Source organism: Acetobacter fabarum, assembly GCF_040702925.2.
Lineage (GTDB): Bacteria > Pseudomonadota > Alphaproteobacteria > Acetobacterales > Acetobacteraceae > Acetobacter > Acetobacter fabarum_B.
On sequence record NZ_JBFCXX020000002.1, the window covers coordinates 16,870 to 32,615 of the forward strand.

16 protein-coding genes and 1 tRNA gene are annotated in these 15,746 nt (G+C 51.6%); 6 read left to right on the plus strand and 11 right to left on the minus strand.

Annotated features, from left to right (window positions below):
• Window positions 1-169: 169 nt before the first annotated feature.
• The 5 genes from AB2L51_RS02470 to AB2L51_RS02490 are packed head-to-tail and all read right to left on the minus strand — an operon-like array spanning window position 170 to window position 3,520.
• Window positions 170-802 (minus strand): hypothetical protein, encoded by a 633-nt coding sequence (locus AB2L51_RS02470; protein WP_395581432.1) that lies wholly within the window; start codon window positions 800-802, stop codon window positions 170-172.
• A 40-nt stretch (window positions 803-842) separates the two neighbouring features.
• Complete coding sequence (locus AB2L51_RS02475; RefSeq protein WP_395581431.1) at window positions 843-1,757, minus strand: hypothetical protein; 915 nt, start codon at window positions 1,755-1,757, stop codon at window positions 843-845.
• Window positions 1,758-1,786: 29 nt separating this feature from the next.
• Window positions 1,787-2,482, minus strand: a complete 696-nt coding sequence (locus AB2L51_RS02480; RefSeq protein WP_395581430.1) for a hypothetical protein — start codon at window positions 2,480-2,482, stop codon at window positions 1,787-1,789.
• Between the two features lie 57 nt (window positions 2,483-2,539).
• Window positions 2,540-2,914, minus strand: a complete 375-nt coding sequence (locus AB2L51_RS02485) for a hypothetical protein (RefSeq protein ID WP_395581429.1) — start codon at window positions 2,912-2,914, stop codon at window positions 2,540-2,542.
• A gap of 60 nt (window positions 2,915-2,974) precedes the next feature.
• Complete coding sequence (locus tag AB2L51_RS02490; RefSeq protein WP_395581428.1) at window positions 2,975-3,520, minus strand: hypothetical protein; 546 nt, start codon at window positions 3,518-3,520, stop codon at window positions 2,975-2,977.
• A gap of 172 nt (window positions 3,521-3,692) precedes the next feature.
• Between AB2L51_RS02490 and AB2L51_RS02495 the strand changes: the two genes are divergently transcribed.
• Complete coding sequence (locus AB2L51_RS02495; RefSeq protein WP_395581427.1) at window positions 3,693-4,277, plus strand: recombinase family protein; 585 nt, start codon at window positions 3,693-3,695, stop codon at window positions 4,275-4,277.
• Window positions 4,278-4,548: 271 nt separating this feature from the next.
• Here the strand turns inward: AB2L51_RS02495 and AB2L51_RS02500 are convergent, their stop codons facing one another.
• From AB2L51_RS02500 to AB2L51_RS02520, 5 genes are all read right to left on the minus strand, one after another.
• Entirely contained in the window at window positions 4,549-5,082 is a 534-nt protein-coding gene (locus AB2L51_RS02500) for a hypothetical protein (protein WP_395581426.1), read from the minus strand.
• A gap of 202 nt (window positions 5,083-5,284) precedes the next feature.
• Entirely contained in the window at window positions 5,285-6,427 is a 1,143-nt protein-coding gene (locus tag AB2L51_RS02505; protein WP_395581425.1) for a DUF4238 domain-containing protein, read from the minus strand.
• Between the two features lie 61 nt (window positions 6,428-6,488).
• A complete protein-coding gene (locus AB2L51_RS02510; protein WP_395581424.1) occupies window positions 6,489-6,704 on the minus strand; it encodes a tyrosine-type recombinase/integrase in 216 nt (71 codons plus the stop codon).
• Window positions 6,705-6,770: 66 nt separating this feature from the next.
• Window positions 6,771-7,874: a tyrosine-type recombinase/integrase gene (locus tag AB2L51_RS02515; protein WP_395581423.1), complete on the minus strand. Its 1,104-nt coding sequence runs from the start codon at window positions 7,872-7,874 to the stop codon at window positions 6,771-6,773.
• Window positions 7,875-7,997: 123 nt separating this feature from the next.
• A tRNA-Ser gene (locus AB2L51_RS02520) sits at window positions 7,998-8,087 on the minus strand.
• Between the two features lie 510 nt (window positions 8,088-8,597).
• Between AB2L51_RS02520 and AB2L51_RS02525 the strand changes: the two genes are divergently transcribed.
• From AB2L51_RS02525 to AB2L51_RS02540, 4 genes are all read left to right on the plus strand, one after another.
• Window positions 8,598-9,728, plus strand: coding sequence for a CDP-glycerol glycerophosphotransferase family protein (locus AB2L51_RS02525; RefSeq protein ID WP_395581465.1), 1,131 nt, complete (start codon window positions 8,598-8,600; stop codon window positions 9,726-9,728).
• Between the two features lie 78 nt (window positions 9,729-9,806).
• A complete protein-coding gene (locus AB2L51_RS02530) occupies window positions 9,807-10,907 on the plus strand; it encodes a glycosyltransferase (RefSeq protein WP_395581422.1) in 1,101 nt (366 codons plus the stop codon).
• Between the two features lie 425 nt (window positions 10,908-11,332).
• A complete protein-coding gene (locus AB2L51_RS02535) occupies window positions 11,333-12,316 on the plus strand; it encodes a DUF1852 domain-containing protein (RefSeq protein ID WP_395581421.1) in 984 nt (327 codons plus the stop codon).
• Window positions 12,317-12,343: 27 nt separating this feature from the next.
• Entirely contained in the window at window positions 12,344-13,372 is a 1,029-nt protein-coding gene (locus tag AB2L51_RS02540) for a methionine synthase (RefSeq protein WP_395581420.1), read from the plus strand.
• Between the two features lie 183 nt (window positions 13,373-13,555).
• Here the strand turns inward: AB2L51_RS02540 and metF are convergent, their stop codons facing one another.
• Window positions 13,556-14,662 (minus strand): methylenetetrahydrofolate reductase [NAD(P)H], encoded by a 1,107-nt coding sequence (gene metF / locus AB2L51_RS02545; RefSeq protein WP_395581419.1) that lies wholly within the window; start codon window positions 14,660-14,662, stop codon window positions 13,556-13,558.
• A gap of 111 nt (window positions 14,663-14,773) precedes the next feature.
• Between metF and AB2L51_RS02550 the strand changes: the two genes are divergently transcribed.
• Window positions 14,774-15,667 carry a LysR family transcriptional regulator gene (locus AB2L51_RS02550; protein ID WP_395581418.1) on the plus strand — a complete coding sequence of 298 codons (894 nt, stop codon included), beginning with the start codon at window positions 14,774-14,776 and terminating at the stop codon, window positions 15,665-15,667.
• Window positions 15,668-15,746: the final 79 nt, after the last annotated feature.

Here is a 15,746-nt window from a genome sequence, read left to right on the forward strand (position 1 = left end):
GAAGCGTACCGCCGATTTTGTCTAATCATGGGCCGAAGCCGGAAACAAAGCATATCAGAGGAACAACCCGCACCGGATAAACGGCGGTTTTCTGCCAAGGATCAAGATTTCGGATTGTCGTCGCAAGATTGAATCGGGTTGCATTATGCCCCCCGATCCATCCGCGTTTTTACGGGGTCAATGCAGCCAAGGACATGACCGTTTCAATGTTCGGTGAAAGAGCGAGAGGGCAGGTATTTATCACCCCCACGCCTTTGAGCGCGGTTTTGGCCGCTGCAACGCTCATGCCTAGTTTTCCCACTGATGGCCCGAAGACCTGCGCGACATAATCTGTCAGCCAGTTTTCGGCCGTGACCCGATCCGTGGTGACATATCCGGCAAAGTCGTCGCTCTTGTCCAGCATTGCGATAAACAAAGTGTCTCCAATCGTCTGACCGAAGACTGGCACAAGCAGAGGTAAAACGAACGCTGTGATTTTAGTTGCTCGATTACCCAGATAGTCATCAACAACATTTTGCATTATTTCGTCGAGCGTATCTGGATCAATCGCTTCATCTGATGCAAGCCTGCGTATATCAGAATTTATATAAACACCCGAATACCAATACGGGAATAGCACCGCGAAATCCGGCTCTTTACGCTGATCTTCAGCGTGCATTTCAGCCATGGAACAGATGAATTTCGCAATCATCTGGAGACAACGCCGCTTGGTTTCAGCCCCAAAGGGATAACACTGCCCGTCAACCGTCACCCACCCGGCATAGAGGCTCATTGGAGAGGACGTATGATCAGTCTGTGCCATGGTTATTCCCTTCATTTTATTCCGGTGTCAGGAGGATCAATCAGGTCTTGTCTCTTGGATCGTGACTTTTCTCTTGGATCGTGACGGGACGGGTCAGGAAATCGCCTCTGTGAGCGACAGGGCAATACGTGCTGACGAGGTGATCTGGGACATTATGGGCCGTCATCTCCCGCATCAGCGTTGCAAACCAAAGATACTCGCGCACGGTTAGAGGTTGACCGTCAGAGCGGCAATGCGACGCCAGGGGGTTATCCATCATGGAAGGCTTGCCCTGGGCCGCCCACAACCCGCGTGTCTGTTCCATCAAGGGCAATGCCGACAGGGACGCGGACAAAAGCGCCTCGTTGACCAGATGAGCGTTTTGAAAATCCTCAGAAAGCCTCAGATTCTGAGCCTCTTCCTCTTGCAGAGCGTGTTGGCTCCGCTCCAGATCAGATTCCAGGTCTTTGCATTTTTGTTCAAAATGATCAGCGGCAGACAGAAACGCAGCGTTGTCCTCATGAAGACGCTGACGATCGCTCTCTGCCGCAGAAAGTGCTGCCCTCAATTTTTCATTCTCTGCCTCGAGAGCCGCTACCTTCTGACGTTCCTGGGCGATGGTGGCGTCCTTCTGAGAACAGAGGGTCGTCTTGGCTTCTAGGTTGCGACTGGCAACGTCCAATTCGCCGGCGACACGCTCGCCGAATTCACCGCGAGCGTTGACTTGCCGCACTAATACTTCGATACGCTGGTCGAGGGTTTCGGCATACCGCTTCCAGCGCAGGTTCTGTTCTTGCGAGCGGCTTATGACCAGATGGTTCACCCTTACCAGTTCCGCATTAGCGTTCTCGAAATCATTGCGGCGACGGGCCTCCTGATTGCGGGCAACCATTGAGTGATACCAGTCTTCACCCGCACGAAATGTCGCGTTGATAAACTGGGGACTCATGATGATCGCTAATTCTTCAGGCCCCATGATACTGTCCCCTTATTCTTTACCGTTGATCAGTGTGCAATCGCGAGAGTGCCGTCGTCAAACTGCCGAAAAATCTCTTCCCACTTCTGGCAGGTGGAAATAGATGGCTTGCCTAGCCCCGTGCAAAAAAACCAGACCGGATGATCAAGGCTTTTAACCGCGAGAGAGATACCGTTTTCTTTCGCTGTTTTTGCTGCGTTAGAGAGATTTGCAGCGGTATCCTGAATCATACCTTGCAAGGCTACGCCTGGGGTGAAGCCGGATGTCGTCTGTTTTGCGGGATCATAGACACTCCACTCCCAGCGGCGGACATCACTCCATTTAAGTGTAACCATTTTGTTTTTCTGTAGAACGTAAAGAAATTCGCCGTCATAGCAGATTGCATTTACATAATTATCCGCATCGAGATCGGCGTCGATCTTGATCGGTGTGTGAGCGAATAAATCACCATACATCGCGCGGAATTTTGTTAGCGGATTACCGTGAATGATTCTGGACAAGACATTCACTATCAAGAGGTGCGGCATGGCAAAGGAGAATAAATTTATCACACCATAAATTACTACACCTGAGAATAGACAAAATGCCCAATCTTCGAGAAACCCTGAGTTTTGTGAAGATTTGACAGAAAATCCAGCGATAAAACTAGCGACAAAGAAGAATAGCACCAGAAAAAGGTAAGCTGACTTCTTGCCAAAATGAAGGCCAACGTCTTTGACAATCACAGCATAAACTCCGACATGATGTGTGTAACAGCAATGTTAAACGAGAGATCGGAATTCTTATTCTTCGTATTGGCTCCATTTTCCTTCGATCTTGACGTAATCAAGTTTCTCTTTCCGCTGATCTTCACCCACTTTGAAGGTCACATCGCAACGGAAGATTGGCAGTTTTTCACCGTGAAACTCGTAGGAACCCCGCGCTTCACACGTCCGTTGCGTGACCTTTATAACCGGCGGTGTCGGATGATTGTGCCCCAGAATATCTCCGAATGATCTGTTTCCTTCCACGGCATCCGCATAATTTTGAGAAATGATGGACTGAAGTTCTTCCAGCGAAGGGCCACTCTCGCCACACCCGACCAAGGGGAGCAGTGCGAGAAGGCCACATACAGGAGCAACCATTCTGGAGACGGTGAATATAGAGCGAGCGTTCATGATTCTCTCAGCAAATTTCGATTTAAGTGTGTGGCGAAAAGGTTAAAGGATGAGGTGAAATCACCCTTGGCAAACGCCGTCATCCAGCTTACAGGCAGCGGGGACGTTCTTCCCGTTCTTTGTCATGATTCCGGTCGCAAGGTCGTAAACATCGACTTCGACCGGCGTGGTGACGTATTTCCCGATATTGCGCGGAAATTTCAGTGTGATCTTGCTCCCGGAAATGGACGGCTTGGCAGTTGAGCAATTCCCGAAGAAAGGTGTAGGCGCCTTGATTCCGTTCGGCGTGACCTGAAGGATTGAATACTGAGCATCACAAGCCTGACCGCCAACGGACGTTAAAAGGACGACATCTGTGTCGCCGGATTCCGCGATTTTCTGGACAAAAAGCGCACTGTTGCCGGCAATTTTCGGCGTTGTGGCATGGCCGTTAATCAGCAAAGTGTTGAGAGGGCCATTACCAGACGCCAGTCCATAACGGGTCTGGTCTTCGCGCGGGGAGTCTGCCTTCGCAGGCGTCGAGAACGCTGCTCCACAAGATAAAACGGCGACTGTCATAATAGACAATCCTGCATGGCGGAATGTCTTCAAATCAAATGCGTTCATTTACTGACTCTCTCAAAAGAATGTGGCGTGGGCCGGAAATATGAAATCCGTCTCACGCCACGCTACACTGATTGTCATGAGCAGAATCCGTGGTTTTTGAACATCAGCTTGTCGTATTGAAACACGCCAAAAACCACTGATTGAATGCTGATCTAAAACGGGGGTTATGGTTATGAAGCGCTATGGCTATGCAAGGGTGTCAACTGAAGGTCAGACGAACGACCCGCAACTGCTCTCCTTGCGTCGCGAGGGTTTGTCAGACGATATGATCACTCAAGACATCATTTCTGGCGGTGTGCCAGCCATGTCTCGCCCCGGTATGTCATCTTTGCTGAAAATGCTGGAAGCCGGAGACAGCCTGATTGCTGCGAAGCTGGACAGACTGGGGCGGGATACTGTGGACGTGATTGGTCTCATTCGGATTTTGAATGAGCGCTGTATAAACCTGAGAATTCTTAACATTGGGGTCGAAACAAACACACCGAATGGCCGGCTATTCCTGACCATTCTTGCCGCTTTTGCTGAGTTTGAGCGGGAGATCATCAAGGAACGAACATTGGCCGGACTGGAAGCCGCACGAGCGGCCGGGAAACGGCTGGGCAGACGACCCAAACTGACAATCAGACAAAGAGGCCACGCTCTGACGATGTCAGCATCAGGGCATACAAACGGCCAGATCGCTGACATCCTGGGCGTTTCCATCTCGACGATTCAGCGCATCACGGCCCAAAATACTCTTCAAAAAGCCGCTTTTTGAACACTTAATGTTGCGAAAACATGATGAGTGCTTGACCGGAACCCGAAAACCACCCTTTTTGACTCGAAACGGGGATTGATGAGGGCAATTTAACGGTTCCGAAAGACTGACGGGGTTGCCTTGGGGGCTGACGGCATCCCGGCTGCCGCCGGGGTCGCGTCCACGTCATCTCACTCGAAGATCGTCACTACCCTCGCCATGGGCAGATGGATGTTATATTTCAATACAACATCCCTATGGAGACGCTTCAATGCAGTCAGGTCTGTTCCGCTCAGGAGGATGGTGACCCACTGGCATTTTCGTCTTTACGCTCCGCAAAAAGTTCCTCAAGCAGCGCATCGATCTTTTGCTGCGTCAAACCATAGCGGGCATTGATCGGCTCAATAATGCCGCTGAGGCACCTATCAGCAGAAGTAAAGGTGTCAGCGCAGCACTTAAATTCTTCGATCATCTGCTCGCGCCCCTGCTCAGTCGCGAACAAATTGATGTTATCCCGGAAATAACGATGAACCAAAAAATTCCTCTTTTCGGCCGCCAATTCTAATTTGACCTTCAAGTCACCCGAAAAAAATTCGAACTTCTTGAGTTTTCCCAAAAGAGGGCCAATAGGAAGTTTAGCGTTATCATTAAAAAAAGCGTCATAACTATCAGACCAATCTGTCTTCGTTATTAAATGGCTGGAATTCGTCGCCATGAAATCAAGAGTTACCAATGCATTGATTAAACCGCTTTCAAAGACCTGAGCCAAGTAAACTGCCAAACCATAATGAGCATAAACTTCTTTGTGGTGTTCGTCTTCGTTCATGTTTGTTCCTAAATGCAGTCTGTAACGCATAGGTATGCGGATAATGTGAATACTGTATCGCCAAAACCAAAGTGTTCTGCTGGCTATCCGCGACCTTGAGACCTGAGAATCTGGAATGATAGCACCGTATGATGATGGTCGATCTCCGTAGCGCCCAAAAACCGACAATCCATCTAGCTTCCGAAAGCTCAGGCCAAATCAATCATTCTACGAGGCTTTCTTGCGCCCTCATTTTTGCATCTCTGGTCGCTTTCTCGCGACGTTTTTGGAAACTAATCAACCTTTCATTTACCATCGAGGTTCGCCAAATATCTCGTGTCAGAGTATTTTTTTCCTTCTGCTTTCGCCGCCGGAAAGAATATCTGACCTGAACAGCGGGCGGCAATGGCTGCCTGCGTGTCTGTCCAGGCATATGCAAAAGGATACCGTTGCGACCGTCAGGTGCTTTGAATGCAGTTTCCGATACGTCAGGGCGCGCAACCCTAATGGCATCAGATTGCACTCGGAACTGATGCAGGGTTCGTTGAACGTTCGCTGCATTTGAAAAATAGACGTTCTCGTATGCGTTGCCAAACTGCGCTAAATTCAGGTCAACAATATCCTGTTCCCGACGCAGCAATGTTCTTCCATTCTGGTTCTCAACCGCGTAGGCTTTGGGGTCACTTAGAAATAAAATTGCTCTCGGGGATATTGGATACAATATTATCAATCCCGGAGATGCAAAACCAATCTTGCGGTCGGATGCTCTGCCCCCTGGCAGGCTATTGCATAGAACAACTGGATGATCGCTCGTCAGGAAATCTTCAGAAGTCTCGTTAAGGAATAGCGTGCACTCCAAATCATCAATTAGTGGCCCCATCAATAAATGCTGGCCAATGGAGTCCATCACCGCATCTACCGTCGAAATCTCAACCTTTGGCAGGTGTTCAAGCAATTTAACCTTTCCATTTCGCTCAAAATGATGACGAAGTAAGGACTTGCCGAATTGATTGGTTAGATGATCGGTTAGCACGACCGCAGATGCGGTTCGCCCGGCTTGAAACATTATTCCACTGGACAACTCACTTCGACGACGCGACCCAGGTTGGGGGGGGATTTCAGAAGAAAGTATTTCATCGAGAAGCAATTTCTGAATAACTTCAATTTTGGCAAATTCGTCTTCAAATAACGGGTTTTTTGTATAGAAATAATCACGCGAGCATTGCGACCTTATAGGTGCTGACGTTATCGTTTTTCCAGATTTTATATTGAAGAGCGATACCTCCCGGTCACTCCCTGAGCGAAACCGTCGCAGATAGCTGCGAGGGACAAAGTGGTTATTCTTTTTCTTTGATCCCGATGCCAAGGGCCACGTCTCCTGAATCGCTCTTCGTCACTCTTTTAGCTGTAATAAAATTGCCATAACCTCACCCCGCCGCCAACGCCCTTTCCCTGGCCCTGATTTGTGCGACACGATCAACGATACTGGGGTTGTAATACCGCATCAACATGCGTGGGTCTTTGTGTCCTGTGGTCTTGGCCAGTTCGAAGCAGTCTCGATGGAGTGGGGCAAGGCGTGTGCATCCGACATGGCGCAGATCATGGAAGGTCAGTTCGCCGGCGAGACCGACTCTTATGCACACAACGCAACCACGTCACGCACACTATAACTGACTGTCTCCAGCCACTCACGACCGTTAATTATCCCCTTACTGCCCCATTGCCTTGATCTTCCTCGCCGCCCGCCGCGCCCGAATGTCGTTTGCCCGTTCTTCTGGGTCAGGATTGTAATAGACTTTATGCAGCAGATTGACCGTCTTATGCCCCGTCGTCTTAGCCAAATCCATCGCGTCAACATGATCCTTCTTGAGTTCCGTAATTGCGACATGGCGTAAGTCGTGGAACGTGTATTTCTGGCTCAACCCATCTGGCTGCTTCATAGCCCAGGCGACGGCGTCGGCGAATTCCCGCGTAACGGCATGGAGCGTGATACCTCCCGCGCACATTGGTTGATCAGGATCGCCGAACATCCAGCGATCATTCCGGCGTGGCAGGTTCAGCCTGATCTGTTTAATGACTGCGGCGGCTTCCTCGGTCAGCGGGACATCTCGTGATTCACCATTTTTCGTCTCAGGCAGATGGATATGTGTCTCGAAGACATGATCCCAATGTATCCGCCGGATTTCAGACTGACGCATCGCCGTCTCGATCGCGATTGACGTAATATAAGGGAGCCATTTCGGGCCACAAATACGGCACGCTTCGATAAGTTTCGTATAATCAGATGCGGGCATGATAACCCGTCGCGCCGGGCGCATCTTCGGCCGCTTCAGACCTGTGATGGGGTTCGTGACTTTATATTGCCATTCGTTGATCGCGTAAGAGAACACGGCGGACAGAGTGTTCATAGCGTTCGAGACTGTCGTCGGGGCTTTACCCTCTTTTACGCGACCGTTGCGCCATTCAATAATGTGGGTCGGCGAGATCGATGCAATCGGCAGGGACGACCATTCCTGTTCGCGCCACATCCGCAACACACTGGTTTCTTGGCGGGCGCCCTTTTTCGTCGGAGTGACCTCTTCTTCGTAACGCCGAAGCAGATCGAGCAGTGTGGTCTCTTTCTCTCGAAGGGGATCGACATACACGCCGCCGTCGATCTCGGTGATCGTCTTCAGCCGGAAACGCTGGGCTTCGGCTAGACTATCGAATGTCTCGACGACAGTGCGACCCTTCCGTGCGATCTTGACTTGATACTGCATCTCGCCGCGCAGATAGATGCCCGGCGCCACCTTTTTCCAGACAGCCTTCGCCATCGCCAAACCCTTTGTGCAAATTATCCCTAAACGGTCATTTGCACGGATTTGCACAATAAATAAGAGGTATTTTTTCCAAGACTAAATTTGCACAGCCATTTTAGGGCTGTTTTCTGCGATATCTGGCGGAGAGGGAGGGATTCGAACCCTCGGTACGATTGCTCGCACAACGGTTTTCGAGACCGCCCCATTCGACCGCTCTGGCACCTCTCCGTGGGGATGCGTTATAGGTGTGCTGGCGCGAATACGCAAGCGTTGATCCGCACGAACATGAACCGGTTCCCTGTGCTGAATAACCAGCCTCTTGCAGCGCCTGTTCTGGTTGCGTTACCCCTACCTCATTAGGTCAGTCGTCACTGTCCTTCCGCCTCCTGCGGGCATGGTGGTCAAGATATGTGTCAAACATCCATATTAAGTGAGAGTTTATGTGTTTGTTCAGACCCTTACTGCGGGTGTTAGCGTCTTGACGCTGTGCGCTATCTGGTGCAAGTCAGCGGGCACTATAGATGTTCTTGCCAAACGCTGAATGGAATTGAGGTGTGTTTGTGGTAGCCGGGTTATGGTGCCCGCTGCCCAAGAGGAAAGAGCCGTAGCTTGACCTATGTGCCTGTGCAGCCATTTTTTTTCGATATGACAGACCAGCAGAAACACCTTCAGAGTCTGGGGCGCGGTCCTCATGGCGTGTCGGCACCACAGACACCGCCACAAAGCGCTCTTAAAACGCTGAAAGTGGTTTTCCTGCTGATTGCCCAGCCGCACCAGACGCTCCACTCGCTCCCCATCGCTTTTGAAATGGCAGCCCGCCACCCCAATGCGGATGTGCATGTGGCCTGCCCCACCCAGAGCCATCTTGATTATGCCCGCTCGCTAGGTCGGCTCTATCCGGCGGCAAAGGTCACTTACGACCTGCTCCCCATTCCTGCATGGCTTGGCAGGCTGGTCGAGCGTAATGGCCCCGGCCCGCTTGAGCGGCTGGCCTCCCTGTTTTTCAGCCGCCATTACTTCAATCAGTTTCAGGCTATTGTGGTGCCGGAGCGGACATCGCTCTACCTCAAGCGCATGGGTGTGACCAAACCCCTGTATATCTGGACACGCCATGGCGCGGGGGACCGGGCCATTGGATTTGCCGAGGACATCAAGCAGTTCGACTTTGTGCTTCTTTCAGGCAAAAAAGTGGAACAGAGGCTGCTTGAACGGGGCCTTATAACCCCCGGCGAATACCACATGGGCACCTATGCCAAGTTCGATATTGTGGAGCGTCTGCACAGGCAGCAGGCTCGCCTGTTTGATAACGACAAACCCATTGTGTTGTACAATCCGCATTTCTCACGCGGTCTGACATCATGGTACCAGTTCGGCGAGGCAATCCTGAACTATTTTGCCAATCAGGATCATTACAACCTGATCTGCGCACCGCATTACCGCCTGTTCAACGGCCACAAGAAACAGGCCGAAGCGCTGGCCAGGCGTTTTGCCAAATATCCCAATATCCTGATCGATACCGGTAGCACCCGCAGCATAGACATGACCTACACCATGGCGGCTGACCTTTATCTGGGGGATGTCAGCAGTCAGGTTGCCGAGTTCCTGATCCGGCCCAGACCGTGCATTTTCCTCAATGCCCATCACGCGCACTGGCAGAACAACAAGGACTACCGGTTCTGGACACTGGGGCAGGTGATCGACTCCCCAGATGAACTGGGCAAAGCGCTTTCTCTTGCCTTTACCCGTCAGGATGAGTTTGAGGGCAGGCAGCGCGCCTATGTTGCCGAAACCTTTGAACATCAGGACAAAAGCCCGACATCTCCCGGGGCTGCGGACGCCATTATGCGTTTTCTGCAAAAAAAGGCCTAAGCCCTTTCCCGCTTCCACGAGTGCGTCTGGAGTGCTTCTCCCTCGCTTATTGGTCTGATCCGTGCAAAAAACATGCCGATGAAAATCGCGTATATTATAAACTCCGTGGAAAGCGGTGGTGCGGCGCTGCCCGTTCCGGCCATTACAAAGGTCATGCGGGACGCCGGGCATCATGTTGAGGTTTTTGCCCTGACTCGGCGTAACGGTCTGGCTATTGAACCGCTGGAAAATGCCGGGCTTACACTCCACATCCGCCCCGGTTCCCGCAAGGACCACCTTGCAGCCCTGCTCTGGCTGCACAGGCAAATGCGCGCCTATAAACCCGATGTTATCTGGACATCGCTCAGCCGGGCCACGCTGCTGGGGCAACTGGTTGGCCAATGGCAGCACATTCCAGTTGTAAGCTGGCAGCATTCTGCACGGCTCAAACCCCTTAACGCCGCCCTGCTGCGCCGCTTTAAAAACAGAAGCGCCCTGTGGGTGGCCGATTCCTCCTGCGTAGCAGAGCAGACACGTCGCACACTGGGCGTTACCCCGGACAGGCTTGTGGAATGGCCCATTTTCAGGGCGGACCCCAATGTTCCTACCGCAGCACCCTGGCAACCCGGCACACCTGTCCGCATTGGCACGCTGGGCCGACTGCACCCGGTCAAGGGGTATGACACGCTCTGCGCGGCCATTGCCCTGCTGCAAACCCGCTCTGGTCTTCCCCCTTTTGAAGTGCTGATCGGCGGCGAGGGGGAAGAGCGCCCTCATCTTGAGGCACTGATTGCCCAAGGCAGGCTGCCCATACAGATCCTTGGCCATATTAAAGACCCATCGGTTTTTCTGTCCCGACTGCATCTTTATGTTCAGCCTTCCCTGTGGGAAGGTTTCTGTCTGGCTGCGCACGAAGCCATGCTGGCATCCCTGCCGGTTGTTGCTTCCAATGCGGGGGAAATCCCGTCTTCCATTACCCCGCAGATCGGCCGCATCGTGCCACCGCAGGATAGTGCGGCCCTTGCCAGTGCGCTGGAAGACCTGCTCAAGCAGCCCCAGCATCTGGCGGATATGGGCCAACATGCGCGTGCGACAGTACTGGCCCGTTTTGGCGCGCAGCATTTTGACCGGATCGGCCGGGACATTCTGGCCCGTGTTGAGCAGATTGTGGCCCGGAACGGTAAAACCGCAGCGGTCTGATGCTGACCTGAAGACTGCATTTCTATGCCATAAAATCCTGTCAGTTCCAGTGTCGTGCCGTTGAACGCATCCAGCGTGCAAGCTGGAGAATCATGAGGCAGAATAAAGCAGAAACCAGTTTTTCGCGTGCAGACCATATATCTGCGTCCGGCTGGCGTACTGGTAAACAGACACTCCATTGATGTTTTCTCGCTTTATCCCGTTCGGGTGCGATCCTGCTTATCTCAATCCATGAGTGGGATTTATGTTTTTATGAAATCAAATCATTTTTATTCACCATTATGCTCAGGCATAAAGCAGACACAGTGTTTGACGGCGGACATGATGAGTATCATCAACCGGGAAATCAGAAATGAAAGCCGGGGATTTTCTCAATCCCATAAATAAAATTCTGGTTTTCATAAGAATAGAAATGCAGGTCCACAATGGTTCAGGATTTTACATTCAATATCCATCGGCTTCGCTTCGATGAAAATTATCACCCATCTGACAGGACGCGCCTTACGACCAATTTTGCCAATCTGGCAAGAGGGGAGAGCCGTCAGGAAAACCTGCGGAATGTCATGCGCATGATTGACAATCGTTTCAATGATCTGGCGCGTTGGGATAATCCCATGGGGGATCGCTATTCTGTCGAGCTTGAAATTGTTTCAGTAGAAATGGATCTCGCCTTTGCGGGCAGGAATGACAGCTTTCCCCTGATCGAAGTTCTGTATTCTACAATCGTCGATAAAAACGACAGCAAGCGTATAGAAGGTCTCGCAGGGAACAGTTTTTCCTCTTACGTGCGGGATTATGACTTCAGCGTGTTACTGCCAGACTATAATAAAGATAAGTCCGAATTCTGCGTTCCGCATAATTACGGCGATGTACACGGCAATCTCTTCAAGAGTGTGGTGTACTCCCCGGCCTACCGGAAGAGTTTCAGGAAACTGCCTGTCATATGCCTCAGTGTTTCAACCAACCGGACCTATCATCGGACAGAAAATCAGCATCCTGTTCTGGGCGTTGAATACCAGCAGCATGATTTTTCTCTGACCGATCAGTATTTTGAAAAAATGGGCATGAAGGTACGTTATTTCATGCCTGCCAACAGTGTTGCACCGCTGGCATTCTATTTTTTTGGCGACCTGCTGTCTGATTACTCCACTCTTGAGCTTATCAGCACCATTAGCGTGATGGAGTCATTTCAGAAGATCTATCGTCCCGAAATTTACAACGCCAATGCTGCTGCGGCTGACTGTTTTCGACCCAGTCTGAAGTATCAGGATTATTCAAACACTCGCATTGTCTACGATCGGGTGGAACGTACCCAGTTGGCGACCGCGCAGGGCAAATATACGGAAGAGAATTTTATCAGACCATATCACGATATTCTTGAGCAGTGGTCTGCCAGTTATGTCTCCTGATCCATCAGAAACACAAGGTCATCTTTCATGAAAACACTGCTCCCCACTGCAACGGCTGGCAGCCTGCCCAAACCTTCATGGCTCGCACAGCCCGAGACACTCTGGTCGCCCTGGAAATTGCAGGGCGAAGAACTGGTCGAAGGTAAACAGGACGCACTGCGTCTGACGCTGGATGATCAGGATCGTGCGGGCATTGATATCGTCAGTGATGGAGAACAGACCCGTCAGCATTTTGTCACGACATTTATTGAACATCTCAGTGGTGTTGATTTCGAGAACCGTCAGACGGTAAAAATCCGGAACCGCTACGATGCAAGTGTTCCGTCTGTCATAGGGGCGGTGGCGCGCGAAAAGCCGGTTTTTGTCGAAGATGCGAAGTTTTTACGCACACTGACAAAGAAGCCCATCAAGTGGGCGCTCCCCGGCCCCATGACCATGATCGATACCCTCTATGACGCTCACTATAAAAGCCGCGAGAAACTGGCATGGGAATTCGCCAGAATTCTCAATCAGGAGGCAAGAGAACTGGAAGCGGCTGGTGTGGACATCATCCAGTTCGATGAGCCAGCCTTCAATGTTTTTTTTGATGAAGTGAATGACTGGGGCATTGCCACGTTAGAAAAAGCCATTGAGGGGCTGAAATGCGAAACCGCAGTTCATATCTGCTATGGTTACGGGATCAAAGCCAATATCGACTGGAAAAATGCTCTTGGGGAAGAGTGGCGTCAATATGAAGAGATATTCCCCAGATTACAGAAATCCAAAATCGATCTGATTTCACTGGAATGTCAGAACTCTCGCGTTCCGATGGATCTGATCGAACTTATTCGTGGAAAAAAAGTGATGGTGGGGGCCATTGACGTGGCGACCAGAACCATTGAGACACCCGAGAAAGTCGCGGATATCCTGCGCAAAGCGCTTCAGTTTGTCGATGCCGACAAGCTTTATCCCTGCACGAACTGCGGTATGGCTCCTTTGCCGCGCGATGTGGCGCGTGGCAAGTTGAATGCTCTGGCCGCAGGCGCGGAAATCGTTCGAAAAGAACTCTCGCTCTGACGAGTGCCTCGGCGAGATACCATCAGGAGGGCAGGACACTGTTCCTGCCTTTCATGACGCCAGAATTTTTGCGGGTGTCCGCAGTTCCGCCATGCCTGCTTCCCGCAGACCCTGCTCCTGTGAGTGTCTGAGGGAAAATCCACAAAACAGAAGAAAGGCTTACCTTCTGGTCATGCGGGAGGTTCACCTGAACTGGGTGCGCAGCATGAAGGGAGGGGCATTTTCCTGTGTCTGTGTCTGTGTCTGTGTCTGTCCGGTGGTGTCAAAATCTGTCGGGGCGTTTTGCTCATCGGTGATTTCAGCTGTTTCCGAACAGTTTACCCGCTTATACGCTGCGTGTTGCTCCGTGGGCCGTACCCCAAGAATATGGGCAATCGCGTAGGTAAGATCAGAACGATTCAATGTGGAGATATGAAATTCGTTGATTCCATAAGCCTGTAACGTGCGGATCTGCTCCACCGCCACAATACTGGCGATGATACGACGAAGCTCTGGGTTCTCTACGGTGCCTTCAAAAAGATGAGTCAGCCAGTCTGGTACCGTTACGCCACATAATGCTGAGAAACGGGCAATCTGCCCGTAGTCCGAGACTGGCATAATGCCGGGAATGATCGGTGCTGTCATTCCGGCCGCCAGACACCGGTCAAAAAAACGCAGATAAGTCTCTGCATCAAAGAAATACTGGGTTATGGCGCGTGTCGCTCCGGCATCGAGCTTGCGTTTGAGATTGTCCAGATCGGCTTGCGGATTCAGGGCGGCAGGATGCGTTTCAGGGTAGGCAGCGACGGAGATTTCAAAATCTGCAATGCGGCGCAGGCCCGCGACAAGATCGCTGGCATAGGCATAACCACCCGACTGCGGGGTGTCGTCAGCCGAGCCTGTAGGGGGATCACCCCGCAGGGCCACGATATGCTTGACACCTGCAGCCCAATAGCGACGGGCGAAGTCATCCACATCCCTGCGGGTTGCTCCGGTACAGGTCATGTGGGCGGCGGGGACAAGGTCAGTCTCCCGCCTCAGACGCAAGACGGTGGAGACAGTGCCGGTCCGTGTCGTTCCGCCAGCCCCATAAGTCACCGAGACAAAGCGGGGTGAAAGCGGCGCCAGACACTGGATACAGCGCCATAACCGCTGCTCCATCATGCGGGTTCCGGGCGGGACAAACTCAAAGGACATGACAGGCATCGGGGTGTCGAAGCTGCGCGAGGACAGGCCATTGATGCGTTTTTCAAATTCTCGCCCATGCTTGAATTCAATATGGCGAAGGTCGAAATTGTCGGTTGAGACCATGGAAAACTGTCCGAACGAGTTGTTAAGTCCTTAGGATAAAGGTTTGTAAAAATGAACTGAAATGATATATTTCTATCAGTATATGAAATTTGTGCATTTATTGGGCAAAGCATGAATATTCTGGAACGTAGTCATCTGACCATTATTCGGGAAGTCGCGCGGGAAGGCTCATTGACAGCCGCGGGGATGCGCCTGCACCTGACCCAGCCCGCTCTCAGCCATTCCATCCGCAAGATTGAACAGCAGCTTGGTGTCAAGATCTGGCGGCGGGAGGGACGTTCTCTTGTGCTCACTCAGGCAGGAGAATGGCTGCTGTCACTGGCGAACCGGCTGCTTCCGCAGTTTGAACTGGCGGAAGGCCGCATTGAGCAGTTTGCAAATGGCGAGCGGGGCACACTCCGTATCGGCATGGAGTGTCACCCCTGCTATCAGTGGCTTCTGAAAGTGGTCTCGCCCTATCTGGAGAGATGGCCAAAGGTCGATGTGGATGTGAGGCAGAAGTTTCAATTCGGCGGGATTGGTGCGCTGTTCAGTAATGAAATTGATATTCTGGTGACACCTGATCCGCTTTACAAACCCGGCCTGACATTCACGCCGGTCTTTGATTATGAACTTGTGCTGGCTGTTGGTCCGGAACACCCTTTACGGAATGCAAAATTTGTCCTGCCGGAGCAGCTTGCAGACGAAACATTGATTACTTATCCCGTTCCGTCAGAACGGCTTGATATTTACACGCAGTTTCTGCAACCAGCAGGGATTGCTCCCCGGCAACAAAAGCAGATCGAGACAACGGACATCATGCTGGTGATGGTGGCGCATGAAAGAGGCGTTGCAGCACTTCCACGCTGGCTTGTGGAGGAGTATGCCGCCCGCTTTGAACTTTATCCCGTGAAGCTGGGCAAAAAAGGTATTGCGAAACAGATATTTCTCGGTCATCGGGAAACTGATGCGGATATTAAATACCTTGCAGATTTTATAAAATTCGCGTCTGAACCCAGAGAGTAAAATGCCTGTTATTGAAGGCGGGCAGGGCGTTATGGGCTCGTGGCGACGGCAGTGTCGCCTCCAGCCGCTAAAGATGCGG

Excerpts from the sequence above, each read along its gene's own strand:
- AB2L51_RS02470 (WP_395581432.1), bottom strand. The coding sequence starts at position 802 with ATGGCACAGACTGATCATACGTCCTCTCCAATGAGCCTCTATGCCGGG.
- AB2L51_RS02515 (WP_395581423.1), bottom strand. The coding sequence starts at position 7,874 with ATGGCGAAGGCTGTCTGGAAAAAGGTGGCGCCGGGCATCTATCTGCGC.
- metF (WP_395581419.1), bottom strand. The coding sequence starts at position 14,662 with ATGGTCTCAACCGACAATTTCGACCTTCGCCATATTGAATTCAAGCAT.
- AB2L51_RS02550 (WP_395581418.1), top strand. The coding sequence starts at position 14,774 with ATGAATATTCTGGAACGTAGTCATCTGACCATTATTCGGGAAGTCGCG.
- AB2L51_RS02485 (WP_395581429.1), bottom strand. The coding sequence starts at position 2,914 with ATGAACGCTCGCTCTATATTCACCGTCTCCAGAATGGTTGCTCCTGTA.
- AB2L51_RS02490 (WP_395581428.1), bottom strand. The coding sequence starts at position 3,520 with ATGAACGCATTTGATTTGAAGACATTCCGCCATGCAGGATTGTCTATT.
- AB2L51_RS02530 (WP_395581422.1), top strand. The coding sequence starts at position 9,807 with ATGAAAATCGCGTATATTATAAACTCCGTGGAAAGCGGTGGTGCGGCG.
- AB2L51_RS02540 (WP_395581420.1), top strand. The coding sequence starts at position 12,344 with ATGAAAACACTGCTCCCCACTGCAACGGCTGGCAGCCTGCCCAAACCT.
- AB2L51_RS02475 (WP_395581431.1), bottom strand. The coding sequence starts at position 1,757 with ATGGGGCCTGAAGAATTAGCGATCATCATGAGTCCCCAGTTTATCAAC.
- AB2L51_RS02495 (WP_395581427.1), top strand. The coding sequence starts at position 3,693 with ATGAAGCGCTATGGCTATGCAAGGGTGTCAACTGAAGGTCAGACGAAC.
- AB2L51_RS02500 (WP_395581426.1), bottom strand. The coding sequence starts at position 5,082 with ATGAACGAAGACGAACACCACAAAGAAGTTTATGCTCATTATGGTTTG.
- AB2L51_RS02535 (WP_395581421.1), top strand. The coding sequence starts at position 11,333 with ATGGTTCAGGATTTTACATTCAATATCCATCGGCTTCGCTTCGATGAA.